Source organism: Thalassospira sp. SM2505, assembly GCF_054901115.1.
Map to the genome: position 1 here is coordinate 3,246,227 of NZ_CM142731.1, position 18,182 is coordinate 3,264,408.

The following is an 18,182-nucleotide window of genomic DNA, read 5'->3' on the forward strand; positions in this document are numbered from 1 at the left end:
AGAAGGTCAAACTTACTTGTCGACCATCATGTTGCGGGTCGCAGCCGGCAGCTTGACGCGCAGGCCGTCGAGTTCGTCGCTCATGATGATCTGGCAGCCAAGACGCGAGGTCTCGGTCAGGCCGAAAGCAAGATCAAGCATGTCTTCTTCGTCTTCAGACGGCTCGTCCAGTTTGTCGAACCATTCTTCGTCCAGAACGACGTGACAGGTCGAGCAAGCCAGCGAACCTTCGCATGCACCTTCAAGGTCGATGCCGTTCTTATGGGCAGCTTCCAGAACGGACAGGCCGTCGGCAACTTCGAATTCCTTTTCGGTGCCATCGGTCTCAACAAAAACGATCTTAGGCATCTGTGCCTTTCTCCTCGGTAATACTTTTCGTTCGATCTCTGTTTGATGCGCTGCCCCGGATACCCGAAAGCAACACATTCGTCCGGCCCTGACCTTGGCGGTTGTTCGGGACAATCGCCGCAGATGACCGGTTTGTCAATTCCACCGGTGTCGATTAATTCACTTCATCAACATTCTGGCCGGCAAGTGCCTGCCGGATCCGGCTATCCATTCGGGCTTCGGCGAAGGGACGCGATGCATTTTCAAGGGCCTCGGCGGCCTCGTTGATGGCATCACGGTCATCGCCCGCCATTGCAGTTTCAAGGGTGGCAATGGCGTTATTGATAGTCTCCTCGTCCTCAGACGTCAGCAACGCCCGATCCGCTTCCATTGCCGCACGTACAGCCAGGATATTGCGCCGCGCTTCAACCCGTGCCTCGGTCAGGACGCGCAGTTCCATATCTTCACGGGCATGCACCATACTGTCGCGCAGCATATTGGCCATATCGACTTCGTTGATGCCATAGGTCGGCTTGACGGCGACTTCCTGTTCGGTGCCGGTGGTTTCCTCGCGGGCCGAGACGGTCAGAAGACCATCCGCATCCACATTGAACTGAACCCGGATACGGGCCGCCCCGGCGGCCATCGACGGGATACCGGTCAGGACAAAACGGGCAAGCGATCTGCACTGATCAACCATTTCGCGTTCGCCCTGCACCACATGGATCATCATGGCCGACTGGCCATCCTGATAGGTCGTGAATTCCTGTGCCTTGGCGACCGGGATCGGGGTATTGCGGTCAATGACCTTTTCAACAATTCCGCCCATGGTTTCCAGACCAAGCGACAATGGCGTGACATCCAGAAGAAGGTTGTCAGAACCACCCGTGAGTGCCTCGGCCTGAAGGGCGGCACCAAGGGCCACGACCTCGTCCGGGTCGATATCAGACAGCGGTTCCTGTTCAAACAGGTCTGCCACCGCCTTGCGCACGGCCGGAACACGGGTTGAACCGCCGACAAGCACCACGCCCTTGACGTCTTCGGGCAGGATATCGGCATCGTCAAGAACCTGTTCGGTGATCGCGGTTGTGCGCGATACCAGCTTGGCAATCATCGCCTCGAACGCGGCACGCGTGACGGTGTGGGCGGTTTTGCTGCCATTCAGGTCAACAACGACTTCTACCGCATCCTGATCGGTCAGGCCTTCCTTGACCTTGCGCGCGGTTTTCAGAAGACGCTTGGCATCGGATGCATCAATCGCATCAACCGCCCCGCCATCCTTGCGCTCGGCCAGAAGATGTTCGGCAATGGCATGATCGAAATCGTCACCGCCAAGGGCGGCATCACCACCGGTTGCCTTGACCTGGAAAACGCCCTTTTGCATTTTCAGAAGCGAGATATCAAAGGTTCCGCCGCCAAGATCGTACACGGCGTAAAGCCCTTCTGCCCCGTTATCAAGGCCATAGGCAAGGGCAGCCGCAGTCGGTTCATTGACCAGACGCAGGACTTCAATCCCGGCAAGCTTGGCCGCATCCTTGGTCGCGGTACGTGCAGCATCGTCAAAATAGGCCGGAACCGTGATCACGGCCTTTTCGACCGGCTTATCAAGGCTTTCCTCGGCACGTGCCCGCAATGCGCGCAGGATATCAGCCGAAACTTCAACCGGGGTCAGAACGCGCCCCCCGACATTAAGGCGCACCATCATCGGTTCGCCCGTGCTGTCATCGGCGCCTTCGGGAACTTCGACGTCATAGGGCAGCGTACCGGCCACCGATTTCACATCCTCAAGACCACGGCCCATCAGGCGCTTGACCGAGGATACGACGCGATTGGCATCGGTATTGATATGTTCGCGGGCTTCTTCGCCGACCACCGGAATACCGTCGCCATAATAGACAACCGACGGCACGATGGCGTTGCCACCGGATTTGTCGCGGAGCACTTCGGGCTTTTCATCGCGTGAAATCGCAACGACCGAGTTGGTGGTTCCAAGATCGATACCAACCGCGATCTGGCGCTCGTCCTCATGGGGGAGCGGCGTTTCGCCCGGTTCGTGGATTTTAAGCAGAGCCATGAATTCTATCCGTATCGGTTATTTGAAATGATCAGGCAGCGGCAAGGCGCGATTTCTTCGCGCGCGCTTCCTCGGTCATTTTCATGAGATATCTCAGACGGGTGGTAAGCTTTTTGGCCGTATCAAAGGCATTGCCGTCAATCGCATCGCCAAGGTCCTTTTCACAGGCACGGGCCTGCTTGCGGGTATCCTTGATCATCGCATCAATGGTGCCCTTGTCTTCGGCATCATGAAGCGCTTCGCGCATTTCCATCGCTTCCATCAGAAGTTCCGGATCATTGACGGTATGGCCTTCGCCACCTTCGGGTTCGATCCCGGCCAGACGCAGCATGTAATGGGCACGCGCCACCGGATTTTTAAGGGTCTCGAAAGCCTCGTTCAGGCTGGCAGCCTGTTGCGAAGACAGGGCCTGCTCACGGCCGGATTTCGACGCAAAGCGGTCGGGGTGCAACAGCTGCTGCTGTTTGAGATAGGTTGCCTCCATCGCGTCAATATCAACGACAAAGGACCGTTCCAGACCAAACCGTTTGAAATGGTCGAGCTGACCCGGGGCCTGAATGGCGTTGCAGGTGTCACAAAACAGTGCGCTGACTTCAACCGGCCCCTTGCAGGACCAGCAAGCTTTGTGTGCCGGATGTTCTGTATTGCTCACGCGGTGCACTTCCGAGGATTAAAATCAAAAAACAAATAGCAAGGCAGTCGGACTTGATGCGATCCGACCACCCTTTTCAGTCGATGGCCCCGGCGATGAAGCCGGGGCCATGACCAATCAGAAAGCAGGGAAAGCCCGGCCGATCAGACGTGGAAGGATTCCCCGCAACCACAACGACCTTTTTCGTTGGGGTTCCGGAAAACGAAACCTTCTTCCATTTTATTGACCTCGTAATCCATCTCGGTGCCGAGCACGAACATGATGGCTTTGGGGTCGATCAGGATTTTCACGCCGTCTTCCAGCTCGACAACTTCTTCGAAGCCGCTGGCATCGTCAGCATATTCAAGCGTGTAAGACAGGCCCGAACACCCTTTACTGCGCACACCCAGACGAATGCCATGCGACGGTTTGCCGCGGCTATCGAGCAACGCCTTGATATGATCAAGCGCAACTGGTGTGACAGAAATCGGTGACGGTAGAGCCATGGTATTCTCCCAAATTCCGGAAAACGCAGCGGTAGGGACGTTGCTTATTCAGCAGCGTCCGCCACACCGTTTTTGGATTTGTAGTCGCTGATAGCAGCCTTGATGGCGTCTTCAGCCAGGATCGAGCAGTGAACCTTGACCGGCGGAAGCGCCAGTTCTTCGGCAATCTGCGAGTTCTTGATCGAGCCGGCTTCATCAAGCGACTTGCCCTTGACCCATTCGGTGATCAGCGAGCTTGACGCAATCGCCGAACCGCAACCAAAGGTCTTGAACTTTGCGTCTTCGATGATGCCTTCCGGGGTGACCTTGATCTGCAGCTTCATCACGTCGCCACAAGCCGGTGCACCAACAAGACCGGTACCAACGGACATTTCGTTTTTGTCCATGGAACCAACGTTGCGCGGGTTTTCGTAATGGTCGATCAGCTTTTCACTATAAGCCATGATTTCTCTCCAATATTCTTTTGGTCTCTCGCGAGACAATGACGTTAATTCAGGCGCTTCTTAGTGCTCAGCCCACTCGATCGACTTGATGTCGATGCCTTCCTGGGCCATTTCCCAAAGCGGGCTCATCTCGCGGAGACGCTCCACCGCAGTGCAGATTGCATCTACAGCGGTGTCGAGTTCTTCCTTGGTCGTGAAACGGCCAAGGCCGATACGCAGCGAGGTGTGTGCGAGTTCTTCGTCAACACCAAGCGCACGCAGAACGTAAGACGGTTCAAGCGATGCCGACGTACATGCCGAACCCGAAGAAACAGCAATGTTCTTGATGTCCATCAGAAGGCTTTCGCCTTCGACATAGGCAAAGGAAACATTGAGGTTACCGCAAACGCGGGCTTCTTCGTCACCATTCAGATAGATGTCGTCAAGACGATCGCGGAAACGTGCCAGCGTGTAGTCACGCAGTTCGGTCAGGCGTGCATTTTCTTCTGCCATTTCGTTCGACAGAATGTCACATGCCTTGCCAAGACCCACGATCAGCGGGGTCGGGAGCGTACCCGAACGCATACCGCGTTCCTGACCACCACCGGTGATCTGGGCGATAACGCGAACGCGCGGACGACGACGGACGAACAGCGCACCGATGCCTTTCGGGCCATAGATCTTGTGGCCGGAAATCGACATCAGGTCGATATTCATGTCTTCAACATCAAGGTCGATCTTGCCAACAGCCTGTGCGCAATCGGTGTGGAAGAACACCTTGCGTTCGCGGCAAATGGCACCGATTTCCTTAAGCGGCTGAATGACACCGATTTCGTTGTTCACGCCCATGACGGAAACAAGTGCGGTTTCATCGGTGATCGCAGCTTTAAGTTCTTCAAGGTCGATCAGGCCATTATCCTTAACACCAAGATAGGTCACTTTGTAACCTTCCTGCTCAAGGTGACGGGCACTGTCGAGCACGCATTTATGCTCGGTCACGACCGTGATCAGATGCGGCTTTTTCTTGCCATAGAACTTCATCACACCTTTGAGTGCGAGGTTGTTCGATTCAGTCGCACCCGAGGTAAAGATGATTTCTTTTGCCGATGCGCCAATGATCTTGGCAACCTGACCACGTGCAATTTCAACCGCATCTTCGGCTTCCCAGCCAAAGCTGTGGTTACGCGAATGCGGGTTACCGAACTTCTCGGTGAAATACGGCAGCATCGCTTCGACGACACGCGGGTCGGTCGGCGTCGTGGCCTGGTAGTCCAGATAGATCGGCTTTGCTTTAAGCTCGTTCATATTAAAGGCTTCCTCACTCACTCTCTTGTCAGGCAGCGTGACGCGCTTTCTTACGCGCTGCATTGCCCCTCATCCGGCTCCAAACACGGATAAATGTATCAATATCCTCGTCGGTGGTTTCCAGTCCCAGACTGACCCTGATGGCCGATCCGGCATCCGAAACCCCCATTTCCCTGAGCACGTGGCTTTCACGTACCTTGCCTGACGAACAGGCTGATCCCGAACTGATGGCAACACCTGCCAGATCCAGCGCCATAACCTGGGTTTCCCCCGGCATTCCCGGCAAGATCAGGCAACTTGTATTCACCAGTCGCTCCGTTCCCTTACCAGCGATCAGAAGCTCAGGCGCCTCTGATGCCAATTCTGTTTCAAGGCGATCACGCAGGGCTGCGACATTCGCCATGTTTGCCATTTTGGCCTCTGCCCGTTCGGCTGCGGCGGAAAAGCCTGCAATACCCAGAACGTTCTCGGTGCCGCCACGGCGGTATTTTTCCTGTCCGCCCCCGCGGATCTGCGGCACCAGCATCACGCCGGGCGCGATCGCAAGTGCGCCAATTCCCTTGGGTCCGCCGATCTTATGGGCCGAAATCGACACCATATCAACCAGCAAGCGCCCCATATCCACCGGCATCCGGCCCAATGCCTGAACGGCATCACAATGGACCTTTGCCCCGTATTCGCGGGCCAGCAAGGCCACTTTGGCCACCGGCTGGATCACACCGGTTTCATTATTGGCCAGCATGACCGAAACCAGAACCTTCTGACCGGCGTCCGATGCTTCCTTGAGCATCGCTTCAAGGGCATCGAGATCAACCACACCGTTGCCATCCACCGGGATGCGCTTTGCATCAACGCGCCCTTCGATCACCGAGGGATGTTCAACCGCGCTTGTGAAGACAGTGACGTCTTCAAGACCGTTCAGCGCGAGGTTGTTGGCCTCGGTACCGCCACTGGTGAAGATGATCCGTTCTGAATCACCACCGACCAGTCCGGCAATGGTGCGACGTGCATGGTCGACAATCTTGCGTGCAGCACGGCCGCTGGCATGAACCGATGACGGATTACCTGCAACATCCATCGCAGCGATCATGGCCTGCCGTGCTTCGGAGCACAGCGGCGCGCTTGCGTTGTAGTCGAGATAAACCTGGTCGGCCATCAGTTTGTAATCATCCTTATTCGCATCTACCCTCGATATAGAGGAGCATTCACTGTGCCGCAACCTGCGACGGTTCTTCTATCTGCGTTGTTTTACCCGGAAAAACCCGAAGAGAACCGGTCACGTTGCGATCCACCACATCGGCAAGGCTGACAGAAGCCAGATAAAGATAGATCTGGTTGCCCAGTTCTTCCCACAATTCATGGGTCTGGCAGCGGCCCTTGTTGGCCTTGCAGCCCTTGGGGGAACCTGATTTGCAACGGGTTGCACGGATCGGTTCATCAACAGCAAGAATGACATCGGCCACACGGGTTTCGCTGGCAGTTCTTGCCAGCAGATATCCACCACCCGGGCCACGCACGGAACGGACAAGCCCGCCCTTGCGCAATTTGCCAAACAGCTGTTCAAGATAAGACAGCGAAATTTCCTGACGGTCCGCAATATCGGCAAGTGCGACCGGTCGGTCCTTGCTGCTTTCAGCGAGATCGACCATCGCCATAACGGCATAGCGGCCTTTGGTACTCAGCTTCACGGTGCGTCCTCCTGCCTTGCTGGTTCGGCTCTGTTGCTCATGAACCTGACAGCGGGCTGTTCATTCAAGTTGCGCGATACGCGCAAATTATTCCGATGATGCGACGATACGCGGTTTTTCCGGCGTCGCATCCCCGCCCGGCTTTCCTGCAGCACCCGACTTTTCGGCTTCAAGTGCGGTGACCTGATTGCGCAGCGTCTGTACTTCGCGACCGAGTTCTTCAAGAGCGCGCGCCACCGGATCGGGCAGATCGCCAAGCGGCGTACCATAAGCACAGAAACGATCATCGGTTTCGCGGCGAACGATCTTGGCCGGGATGCCAACCACAGTCGCCCCTTCGGGCACTTCGGAAAGCACAACGGCGTTGCCGCCGACACGGGCATTCTTGCGCACAGTGAACGGACCAAGGATCTGCGCGCCCGAACCAACGATCACACCATCTTCAAGTGTCGGATGGCGTTTGAGGCCGCGCTGGCCATCGCTGTTTACGCTGGGCGATGTTCCGCCAAGGGTAACCCCCTGATACAGGGTCACATCGTCGCCAATCTCGGCGGTTTCACCAATCACGACACCCATGCCATGGTCGATAAAGAACCGCTTGCCGATCTTGGCACCCGGGTGAATTTCAATCCCGGTCAACCAGCGGAAAATCTGGGAAAAGAAGCGTGCCGTAATGCGAAAACCACGCTGCCAGAGCCAGTGTGTTGCGCGGTATCCCATGATCGCATGAAACGCCGGATAACTGATCACGACTTCCCAACGGGATCGGGCCGCGGGGTCGCGGGCAATCATCGCGTCAATTTCCTGACGAATTATCTTGAACATGGGGCGGTCCACTGTGTAATTAGTAGCTTCGATTCCCGGCAGCCACGTCCACGCCCGGCCCTGCATCACCTGCAAGATCGGGTTAAGTCGGCACCAACGGGTTAGCCGGAATATAGGATAACCGAGTAACTTGGTCAAGTATTTGCCCAAAGCAATTTATGCGCAAACACGAAAAAACTTACAAAAACACTCGGATATTTTTGTTGCACACATCATTCCATTCGTGGACAGGAGCAGTCTGATCCATGCCTGAGGTCATTTTTAACGGCCCCGAAGGTCGCCTTGAAGGTCGCTACCACCATAACGGCGCTGACGATTCGCCCATCGCACTTATCCTCCATCCGAACCCGCAACAGGGTGGCACAATGAACAACAAGTTGTGCTTCAACATGTTCAACATGTTCAAGGATCGTGGCTATTCTGTCATGCGGTTCAACTTCCGCGGTGTCGGTCGCTCGCAGGGCGTTTACGATCAGGGAATCGGTGAACTGTCGGATGCGGCATCTGCGCTTGACTGGATGCAGACCTATAATGCCAATGCACGTGCAACCTGGGTTGCCGGTTACTCGTTCGGTTCCTGGATCGGCATGCAGCTTCTGATGCGCCGCCCGGAAATCGACGGATTTATTTCGGTTGCAGCACCGGCAAGTGAATACGACTTCACCTTCCTTGCCCCCTGCCCGTCGTCGGGTATCCTGATCCACGGATCGCAGGACAGCAACATTCCGGTATCATCGGTCAACAAGCTTGCAGACAAACTCAATGCCCAGAAAGGCATCGAAGTTGACATGTGCACGATTGATGGTGCCGATCACTATTTTGCCAAACAGCAAGATGACGTGATCAAGCATTCGATCGCCTATCTGGACAAGCGCGGCGCATAATTGCCCGCCAGCATGTCAGACAATCACGAAAAAGGCCGCCTGATCAGGCGGCCTTTTTCGTTGTGTATAATTTACCACCACAACACGGCGCGGGCACGCCCGTCGTCCCGGGAAAACTTAGTGGCAAGCCGTGCAGGTGACGCACGGCAAGATAGCCGAAACATTCTGCCTCGACCGCATCCCCGTCCCAGTCCAGTTCATCAACCGAACGCACCGGAACCCCAAGACGGCTTGCCAGCGTTTCCATGACATAATGATTGTGTCGCCCGCCGCCGCAGACAAACCAGCTTTTGGGTGCAACCGGCAGATGGTTCACCCCGGCAACAATGGCGGCGACCGTGCAATTGGCAAGGGTTGCCGCCCCATCTGAAACACCAAGCTTTGCCTCGGTCACCAGACCATCAATCCGGGCAGCCATGTCTTCGCGATCAAGTGATTTCGGCGGGACACGATCAAAATACGGGTCTTCAAGGAATTTGACCTCGACCATCAGGTCCCCCTTGCCTGACGCCGCCGTTGCACCGTTCAGATCTACCGGATTGCCGGTATGGCGCAACATCCAGTCATCAAGACGTGCATTGCCCGGCCCGCAATCGAAGGCAAGGATATCATCGCCCTCGCCGATCCATGTGACGTTCGAGACGCCACCGATATTAAGCACAGCAACAGGCACTTCCACTCCTGCACTTTTCATCAGGGCTGCGTGGTAAACCGGGGCCAGCGGTGCGCCCTCGCCGCCTGCGGCAACATCAGCAAGACGAAAATCTGCGACCACCGGAATACCGGTTTTATCAGCCAGCATATCAGGCGTGCCGATCTGACGGGTCAGGCCCGACGCCGGTTCGTGAAACACGGTCTGGCCATGAAAACCGATCACCCCGATGTCACCCGGCGTCATGCCGGATTTCTCCAGCAGCATGTTAACAGCATCAATATGAACCTGCGTCAGATCATCGGCGACCACATGTTCGGAGTTGGTCGCACTGCGGTTGCCAAAACAGGCCCGCATTCTCTCGCGTAATTCCGGTGCATAAGGCACAAAAACAGACTGATCCAGACGCCTAACCTCGACACCATCGGTTTCAATCAGCGCCGCGTCCACGCCATCAAGCGAGGTGCCGCTCATCATTCCAATTGCCGTGATCCAGCTCGGTGTCCTGCCCTGTGTCATATCTTGCTCCGCCTGATCTTTTTGTGGTTGGAAAAGCAGGTTAGATCGAAATTCTGGCGAAATCGTTACCCTGATTGCATATCTGTTCGCCGATGCGTTGCCCAGCGCATGTTTTCTGTGCTAGATCATCGCCTCCGCACATTATGCGGCCCGAATTTTCTATCACAACCAACATAGCGCAAAAACCATGACTGAACTGAAGTCTGATTTTCTCCGCGTCATGAATGACCGCGGTTACATCCACCAATGCACTGATCTTGAAGGCCTTGATGCCTATGCATCGGAAAATACGGTGGTGTGCTATGTCGGTTATGACTGCACCGCAGACAGCCTGCATGTCGGATCGCTTGTCTCGATCATGATGCTGCGCTGGTTGCAGAAAACCGGTCACAAGCCGATTGTTCTGATGGGTGCCGGTACGACGCGCGTTGGCGATCCGACCGGTCGTGATGATGCCCGACCGGTTCTGACCGATGAAGTCATTGCAGCCAACATGGCCGGTATCAAAAAGGTCTTCCAGCAGTTCTTGACTTTTGGCGACGGCCCGACCGATGCGGTTATGGTCAATAATGCCGACTGGCTCGACAAGCTGAACTATATTGAATTCCTGCGTGATTTCGGTCGCCATTTCTCGGTCAACCGTATGCTGAGCTTTGACTCGGTCAAGCTGCGTCTGGAACGTGAGCAGTCGCTGAGCTTCCTTGAATTCAACTATATGATCCTGCAGGCCTATGACTTTGTTGAACTGAATCGCAATTACGGCTGCATGTTGCAGATGGGCGGTTCGGATCAGTGGGGCAATATCGTTAATGGTGTTGAACTTGGCCGTCGCGTTGACGAGAAATCACTGTTTGGCCTGACCACACCGCTCATGACCACCGCGTCAGGTGCCAAGATGGGCAAAACCGCCGCCGGTGCGGTATGGCTAAACGAAGAACGCCTGTCGTCCTATGACTATTACCAGTTCTGGCGCAACACCGAAGACGCCGACGTTATCAAGTTCATGCGTCTGTTTACCGAAATGTCGCTTGAGCAGATTGACGCGTTCGCCAAGCTTGAAGGATCGCAGATCAACGAAGCCAAAAAGGTTCTGGCATTCGAAGCCGTCAAGCTGTGTCGTGGCGAAGAAGCGGCCCTTGCCGCAGCCGAAACGGCGCGCAAGACCTTTGAAGAAGGTGTTCTGGCCGATGACCTTCCGACCGTTGAAGTCGCCAGGGCCGAACTTGATGCCGGTATCCCGGCCTTCGATCTTTTCCGCCGTGCAGAGCTGGCCAATACGGGTGGCGAAGCCCGTCGCCTGATTAAAGGTGGTGGCGCAAAAATCAATGACGAGAAAGTCAGTGATGAAAACGCCAATATCACATCAGACGCCCTGAACGCCGATGGCGTCATCAAGGTTTCCGCAGGCAAAAAGCGCCACGTACTGATCAAACCGGTCTGATCAGGTCGCCCCCTATCAAATACAAAAGCCCCGCAGCTCATACTGCGGGGCTTTTTGTTTGTCGATAACAGGCATGACTAGCCGGGTTCGGCCCCGGTGATCAGATTGCGAAACACGCCGGGCACAAAGGTCGAAAGCGGATTGACCGTGACGTCCGGTTCGCCCAGATCACCCTCAATCGTGTAGGTCGGAGCAAAGATACCGCCACCTTCCTCACCAACCAGAAGATCACCAAGGATCGGGATCACCCCAAGTGCCGAGTTGATCGCATAGATCGGCACAATAGACCCGGCAAGACGGATTTCCGATTTTGCCAGATCAATTGATCCGTTTGCGGTTACGCCAACCGCCGTTCCATTTGCGGCGACCTTGGCCAAGGTCAAAACGTCATTCACATAGGTGAAATCACCATTAAGTTCGGCAAAGGCGATACCATTGCCTTGCAGCACGTCGTTCAGGCCCGATAGCGATGCTGCGCCAAGAACACGGGCGGCAATCGGGGCATTAACAACCCGGAATTCGGTGATATTGACCTTTCCGGCAAAGGGTTGTGCAACGTCGCTTTCATCGACCGTGCCTTCGATCGACATGTTGCCGCCCAGAAGGTTGTCATACATATCAAGCGCGCGCAGGAACTTGCCTGCATCTTCGGCGGTCAGCATGACTTTGCGGGTCGCGAAATCTTCGCGGCTGACTTGTGCGAAAACGGTCGCGCGATCCGCCAGCGACCCGTTTAACACCAGACGATCCCATTCCTGCCCGACTACATGGATCGATCCTTTGACGTCACTGAACAGCTCGCCATTGGCCATAACCAACTGTTCGATATTCAGGAAGATTGCAGTTGAACCGCCCTCCCGGCTGGCGCGCTGACCGATACCGCCACTATTGGGGGCCGCACTTTCCCCGGATTTGGGACTGTCGGTCTCATCATTGACAATCCAGGGCGTTGCAATCAGCTGACGTGCAGAAATTTCGATTTCGCGGCTGTCATTCGCCTGATTGAATGTGACTTTGCCGTCATTAAGAAGCGGGTCGGCCCCCTTTAGCAAGAAACTGTCCCCTGTCAGGGTGACAATAACATTGCGCAGATCAGCCTTGTCATCTCCAGTCACCTCAGCAGGTTCGGATGATGTGTCCTTTTCAACGAAGGGACGCAGATCAAACTGCGCGCCACGAAGATCAACCGTCAGCTTGTCATCATTGGCAAGGCGGATAGAGCCTTCGAGCCCGGTATTTTCGCGAAAACGTGTATCTTCGATCTCGAACGCCCATTGATCGGCAATCGGATTATCGCCGCGCCAGTTCCCGCGCCCGGAAGCCTCAAGTGCCGGCGCCGTAATCGCAAAGGATTTCAGTTGCCCGCCCCCCTCATAGAGGACTGCAGCATCGAACTTTGCGTTTGCCTCTGCCCCGGCCTGTTTGACATAGGCGAGTTCCTCAAGCGGGAGCGAAATCGCGACATCCTTAAGGCCGACATCGCCTTTAAGCTCTACCTGGTCGGGCAAGACCCTGATATCAAGCCTGCCCTTGCCCATTCCGGAAAGATATGGCGACACATCAAGTTCGACATCGGGTAGAACGGCCAGGTCCAGGTCACCCGAAAGGGTGTAATGGCTTCTGACCCTGGCCGCGGTATCGAAACTTTCGACCCAGTTGATTGCCGTCTTGCCCTTACCAACGGATGCCGTACCGTTCAGTTCAAGCCCTTTGGTGTTGACCTGCAATTCGAAGCTGCCGTTTTTGACATCCAGCTCGCGGAATGCATTGGTGATACTGGCCTTCTCGATCCGCGATGCGGCGGCGACCTCGACATCATCGAAAGTCACAGCGCGAAGCAACGGGAAATGCAAACGAACACGGGTTGCCTGTTCCCCTTCAATCTGCGCGGGATCAATACCAAGACGGGTGGCAAATCCAAGCGGTTGAGCCTCAATCAGTTCAAGTGCCTTGCGCGCACTACCATTGGCAACAACCTCGATATCAGCCGAGGGAACCGGTTCATCAAGCTTGGTAAACAGGATACTGGCATCGGTCACGGTCAGGCCATCCGCCTGTCCGCGATTAGCATAAATCCTGAAGCTGGTTTCATCGAATTCGGCATGGCCGGCTGCGTCAAGCACCTCGGGCATGTCACCAAGATAATGCACTGTCACACCCGACATGGTCATTTGACCACCCAACGCGTCAAGAACCACCTCGCCTGCTTCATCCTGATGAAGTTCGGTATGCATGGTTGCCTGATGGACGATGCCTTCGGACAGGTTCGTGACAACCCATGTACGCGCATCGATGCCGACATTTTCCGGCCACAGACGATCAAGATCATTGGTGGCAACATCGGTCGCCCGCGCGTCAAGACTGGCCCGCCATTGCCCGAACGGATCAAGAACCACCCCGGTAACAGCCGCGGTTGCGTCGCCGACATTCAGGGTCACGTCATCAACACTGAAGCGGCCCGGCACAAAGCTTGTCACAATGCGCCCGTCGGTCACGCGATAGGTTGCGCGCATCTCGTCCGGGAAGGAAATCACACCGCTCCCGACCACAAGATCGGTTGCCGCAGAGACCAGTGTGCCATCGACATCGTATCTGGCCTTGATCGCACCCGACACCGGCACATAGGCATCGCGCAGTGGCTCAAAGATATCGGAGATACTGACCAGATCTGAAAGTTCGACCTCGCCCAATCGCGCTTCAAGATCGATTTCACCTGTCCTGGTGCTATAATCGCCGGTGATATTGACGCGCGTTGACAGGGCGCCTGCACTGACCTGCAAGGATGCCTCGGCACCAATGCCAAGCGGCTTGCGCGACAACAGAATATCAGCCTGTGGTGCGGCCCAGACAACGCCAAGCTGTTCGTCGCGCACCTGCAAGTCGGCATTCACGATGCCAAAGCTTTCAAAATAGGCTGCCGCCGGAAAGTCCGTCCGTTCGCCCGACAGGATTGAGACAACATCGCGCAGCATTTCGCTACCGGATCGTTCAATCGGCTCGCCTGCCTGTTCCGGCCCAGTCTTTCCGTCAGACCGCGCTGTTGCTACGGGGGTATTTTGCTCAATTGGCGCAGATGGCTGGGCATTCTGACCAGCTGGCAGATCAATGATTACGGATGCACCGCGCCCGGACTCATAGGTTTGGTCAGGCGGATTACCTGAGTTGTCATCTGATACGACCTCACCGGACGCAACATTGTCTGTCACATAACCGATATCGATCTGACCATCGGCGCGACGTTCAAGGCGAATACGTGCCCCGATCAGGTTCATTTCGCGCAGGGCAAGGACACCTTCAAACAAGGCCTTGCTGGAAAACACCACGTCGGCTTCGGGGATGTGCAGCAATTCACGGTCATCACCACCGATGATGACAACATCTCGAAGCCCGACATCAAACTTTTCTGCCCAGCCGCGCCAACGCAGAACAACGTCACCAACCGCAAGCCGGTTGTCGCCCATCGACTTGTTTAAATGATCAACGATATAGGGAGTGATGCGGTGCAGGGACACAGGTTCCTGTGACAGTCGCCAGATGGTGACTGCTGCAAATACGCCAACAAACAGGACGACCGCCGATAAGGTCAGCGCCAGCCATCCAGCGAAGGTTTTAACAAGGCGCACTCTTATTTATCCTGTCTTCCCGATAACATATGCAGCAATAGCAACAATCAGCGCAGTCTGGTATTCATATCGACCATATGAACAGCACATACTTGGTCAAACGTACCAGACGCTTACCGATCTAATCTCTTTTTGTCCGATCACAGAAAAGCTAAATATAGATCGTCACCCTTTTGAGCGGGGCTTCGAAGTTCTTGCCGGAAGTATGCGATCACGCACAGTTCTGTGCATAGCCCGTTTCGTTACCGTTTCGCAATACAAGGAACGCAAAAAGTGTCTCTTTCCTGGATTTCACAGGACCTGCCCCAACCCTTTGATGCCGAACGTGTTCGCAATGCGTTTGAACGCTGGAACATATTAGGAGAACGTCCGGCATTCGAAAATCTTGCATCAAAAATTGGCGACATTGCGTCCGATCCCCAAAGCAGGACCGTTCTCGCGGCACTTTTTGGCAACAGCCCCTATCTGACCAATCTGTGTTTGCGCGATCCCGATATTGTCTGTGATGTCTTTGATAACGGGCTTGATCATGCCTTTGGTGCGGCACTTGATCCGGTCCGGGTCAGTGCAGAAGCGCGCAATATCGATCAGGCAACAACCATGACCATCGTGCGCAAGGCCAAACGCCGTGCTGCACTGGTCATTGCGATTGCCGATATCTGCAAGGCATGGCCACTGGCCAAGATTACCGCTGCGATCAGTGAAACCGCCGAATGCACCCTTGATTTCACCATGGCCCATTGCCTGTCAGCCATGGCGCGTCAGCGCAAATACGACCTGCCCAACCCGGAAAATCCGCTGGACGGATCGGGTATCTTTGCGATTGGCATGGGAAAGCTTGGTGCTTGCGAGCTGAACTACTCGTCCGATATCGATCTGATCTTCCTGTATGATCAGGATGTTGTGACCTATCTTGATCCGGATCGCCTGCAACAGGATCTTGTCCGAATGGTCCGTGACATCACGCGCGTCATGGAAGAACGCACAGGCGATGGCTATGTCTTTCGAACCGACTTGCGTTTGCGCCCCGACCCTGCCTCAACCCCGCCGATCCTGTCGATGATTGCAGCGGAAACCTATTATGAGACGGTCGGGCAGAACTGGGAACGTGCGGCCATGATCAAGGCCCGGATCGTCGGAGGCGATCGCCCGGCCGGCAATGCATTTCTGGAAATTCTGCGTCCGTTTGTTTGGCGCAAGCATCTTGATTTTCTGGCCATTCAGGACATTCATTCGATCAAGCGCCAGATCAATGCCCATAAGGGCGGCAGCAAGATCAATGTGCCGGGCCATAACATCAAACTCGGTCGTGGCGGCATCCGCGAAATCGAATTCTTTGCCCAGACCCAGCAATTGATCTGGGGCGGACGTGAAGTTGCCCTGCGTGGCAAGGCAACCTGCGACACCTTGCATACGCTGACCAAATTCGGGCAGGTTTCAGAAAAAGTCCGCGACGAAATGCTTGCCGCCTATGCGTTTCTGCGCACGGTCGAGCATCGTCTGCAAATGATCAACGATCAGCAGACCCAGACATTGCCGGAAACCGACGAGGGATTGCACGCCCTTGCCACCTTCCTTGGCTATGGGACCCTTGATGATTTCAGGGCCGATTTGCTGCTTCATCTGCGCAATGTCGAAAACAATTATGCCGAACTGTTTGAAGACGACACACCGCTAACCGGTGACAGCAAGACGGGCAACCTTGTGTTTACCGGCACCGAAGATGATCCCGATACCCTTTCGAACCTGCGCGAGATGGGGTTTGAGAATGCCGAAAATGTATCGGTGACAGTACGCGGATGGCATCACGGGCGGTATCGTGCGACCCGGTCACGCCGTGCGCGTGAAATCCTGACCGAACTGATGCCGACATTGCTTGGTGCGCTTTCCAAAACTACCAACCCCGATATGGCATTCCGTGCCTTCGACGAATTCCTCAAAGGCCTGCCTGCCGGGGTTCAGCTGTTCTCGCTGTTTACAGCCCATCCCGAATTGCTGGAATTGCTGGCACAGATTGCCGGAACAGCCCCACGCATGGCGAAATATATTGGACGCAACGCATCGGTTCTTGATTTCGTTCTGATGTCAGGCTTCCACGAACAGCTTCCCGATGCCGAAACCATGCTTGCCGATCTTGACGCCCGCCTGTCGCGCGAAGACATGGTCGAAGACTGGCTCGATGCCGCACGGCGCTGGGCCAATGATCAGAAATTCCAGATCGATGTTCAGACCATCCAGAATCGCCAGACCCCGCATGAAGCAGGCCGGGCCCTTGCCGATGTGGCCGATGTGGCGATCCGCGCCCTGTTCCCGCGCATTGCCGATGATTTTGCCGCCAAGCATGGCACGTTCACAGATGGTGGACTGGCCGTGTTTGCCCTTGGCAAACACGGCGGTCAGGAACTGTCGCCGGGATCGGACCTTGATATGGTCTTTATCTATGACGTTCCCGAAGAGGCCGAAGAGTCAGATGGCGAAAGGCCGCTTTCGCCCGGTCATTATTTCATCCGGCTCAGCCAGCGCTATATCAACGCCCTTTCCGCCCCGACGGCCGAGGGGGTTCTGTTTGAAACCGACCTGCGCCTGCGGCCAAGCGGATCTAAAGGCCCGCTTGCAACCCATTTCAAAAGTTTCGAGACCTATCAGAATAATGAAGCCTGGACCTGGGAGCATATGGCACTGACCCGTCTGCGCGCGGTCTATGGTCCACAATCGCTGTGCGACAAGGTTCTTGCGACAACCAATGCCGTCCTGCGCAAACCACGTGACCCCGACCAACTGGTCCGCGAAGTATTTGACATGCGAAACCGCATGGATGCCGGCAAGGGTGACAATCACCCCTGGGCCATCAAGATGCGCCGTGGCGGACTGGTCGATCTGGAATTCATTGCGCAATATTTGCAGCTGCGTCATGCGCATGAACATCCCGAAATCCTGTCCCCGACCACGCGTGAAGTATTCAAACGCCTTGGCACTGCGGGCATTCTTGATGCAGAGGAGGCAGAATTTCTTGCCAATGCCGGGGCGTTCTGGCTGGCCCTTCAGGCGATGTTGCGCCTGACGACCGAGGGACCGTTTGATCCCGAACGGGCAAGCACGGATTTGCAGCAGATGTTGGCCCGGGCCGGAAAATGTGACGACTTCGCCAGCCTGAAGGAAAAGATCGAAGCCACCGCCACCCGGATCAAGGCAATCTACGACCGCATCATTGCCGAACCGGCTGAAAAGGTCGCCCCGCCAGCCGAAGCATAAAACCCGGACGGACAAGACAGCGAATAAGTGTTC

Annotated in this window: 14 protein-coding genes; 3 read left to right on the forward strand and 11 right to left on the reverse strand. The window is 55.6% G+C overall.

Annotation, left to right across the window (positions count from 1 at the left end; genetic code table 11):
* Positions 1–12: 12 nt before the first annotated feature.
* From ACTU44_RS15275 to cysE, 9 genes are all read right to left on the reverse strand, one after another.
* Positions 13–348 (reverse strand): ferredoxin family 2Fe-2S iron-sulfur cluster binding protein, encoded by a 336-nt coding sequence (locus ACTU44_RS15275; RefSeq protein ID WP_101247649.1) that lies wholly within the window; start codon positions 346–348, stop codon positions 13–15.
* Positions 349–502: 154 nt separating this feature from the next.
* Complete coding sequence (gene hscA / locus ACTU44_RS15280) at positions 503–2,401, reverse strand: Fe-S protein assembly chaperone HscA (RefSeq protein ID WP_462095837.1); 1,899 nt, start codon at positions 2,399–2,401, stop codon at positions 503–505.
* A 31-nt stretch (positions 2,402–2,432) separates the two neighbouring features.
* Positions 2,433–3,053: a Fe-S protein assembly co-chaperone HscB gene (gene hscB / locus ACTU44_RS15285; protein ID WP_114098280.1), complete on the reverse strand. Its 621-nt coding sequence runs from the start codon at positions 3,051–3,053 to the stop codon at positions 2,433–2,435.
* 143 nt (positions 3,054–3,196) lie between these two features.
* Complete coding sequence (locus ACTU44_RS15290) at positions 3,197–3,538, reverse strand: HesB/IscA family protein (protein ID WP_068518526.1); 342 nt, start codon at positions 3,536–3,538, stop codon at positions 3,197–3,199.
* A 44-nt stretch (positions 3,539–3,582) separates the two neighbouring features.
* A complete protein-coding gene (gene iscU / locus ACTU44_RS15295; protein WP_114098281.1) occupies positions 3,583–3,981 on the reverse strand; it encodes a Fe-S cluster assembly scaffold IscU in 399 nt (132 codons plus the stop codon).
* Positions 3,982–4,041: 60 nt separating this feature from the next.
* Positions 4,042–5,265, reverse strand: coding sequence for an IscS subfamily cysteine desulfurase (locus ACTU44_RS15300; RefSeq protein WP_114098282.1), 1,224 nt, complete (start codon positions 5,263–5,265; stop codon positions 4,042–4,044).
* A gap of 28 nt (positions 5,266–5,293) precedes the next feature.
* Positions 5,294–6,421 (reverse strand): cysteine desulfurase family protein, encoded by a 1,128-nt coding sequence (locus tag ACTU44_RS15305; RefSeq protein WP_462095838.1) that lies wholly within the window; start codon positions 6,419–6,421, stop codon positions 5,294–5,296.
* A 49-nt stretch (positions 6,422–6,470) separates the two neighbouring features.
* Positions 6,471–6,953, reverse strand: coding sequence for an Rrf2 family transcriptional regulator (locus ACTU44_RS15310; protein WP_114098284.1), 483 nt, complete (start codon positions 6,951–6,953; stop codon positions 6,471–6,473).
* Between the two features lie 87 nt (positions 6,954–7,040).
* On the reverse strand, positions 7,041–7,778 hold the full coding sequence (gene cysE / locus ACTU44_RS15315; protein WP_336082746.1) for a serine O-acetyltransferase: 738 nt from the start codon (positions 7,776–7,778) through the stop codon (positions 7,041–7,043).
* A gap of 245 nt (positions 7,779–8,023) precedes the next feature.
* On the opposite strand from cysE, the gene ACTU44_RS15320 reads away from it, so the two are divergent.
* Positions 8,024–8,662 (forward strand): alpha/beta hydrolase, encoded by a 639-nt coding sequence (locus ACTU44_RS15320; RefSeq protein WP_114098286.1) that lies wholly within the window; start codon positions 8,024–8,026, stop codon positions 8,660–8,662.
* Between the two features lie 43 nt (positions 8,663–8,705).
* Here the strand turns inward: ACTU44_RS15320 and ACTU44_RS15325 are convergent, their stop codons facing one another.
* Positions 8,706–9,833, reverse strand: a complete 1,128-nt coding sequence (locus tag ACTU44_RS15325) for an anhydro-N-acetylmuramic acid kinase (RefSeq protein ID WP_462095839.1) — start codon at positions 9,831–9,833, stop codon at positions 8,706–8,708.
* A gap of 187 nt (positions 9,834–10,020) precedes the next feature.
* Between ACTU44_RS15325 and tyrS the strand changes: the two genes are divergently transcribed.
* Positions 10,021–11,274 (forward strand): tyrosine--tRNA ligase, encoded by a 1,254-nt coding sequence (tyrS, locus tag ACTU44_RS15330; RefSeq protein WP_114098288.1) that lies wholly within the window; start codon positions 10,021–10,023, stop codon positions 11,272–11,274.
* Between the two features lie 77 nt (positions 11,275–11,351).
* Here tyrS and ACTU44_RS15335 read toward each other — a convergent pair whose 3' ends face one another.
* Entirely contained in the window at positions 11,352–14,897 is a 3,546-nt protein-coding gene (locus ACTU44_RS15335) for a YhdP family protein (RefSeq protein ID WP_462095840.1), read from the reverse strand.
* Between the two features lie 273 nt (positions 14,898–15,170).
* Between ACTU44_RS15335 and ACTU44_RS15340 the strand changes: the two genes are divergently transcribed.
* Entirely contained in the window at positions 15,171–18,149 is a 2,979-nt protein-coding gene (locus ACTU44_RS15340; RefSeq protein ID WP_462095841.1) for a bifunctional [glutamine synthetase] adenylyltransferase/[glutamine synthetase]-adenylyl-L-tyrosine phosphorylase, read from the forward strand.
* Positions 18,150–18,182: the final 33 nt, after the last annotated feature.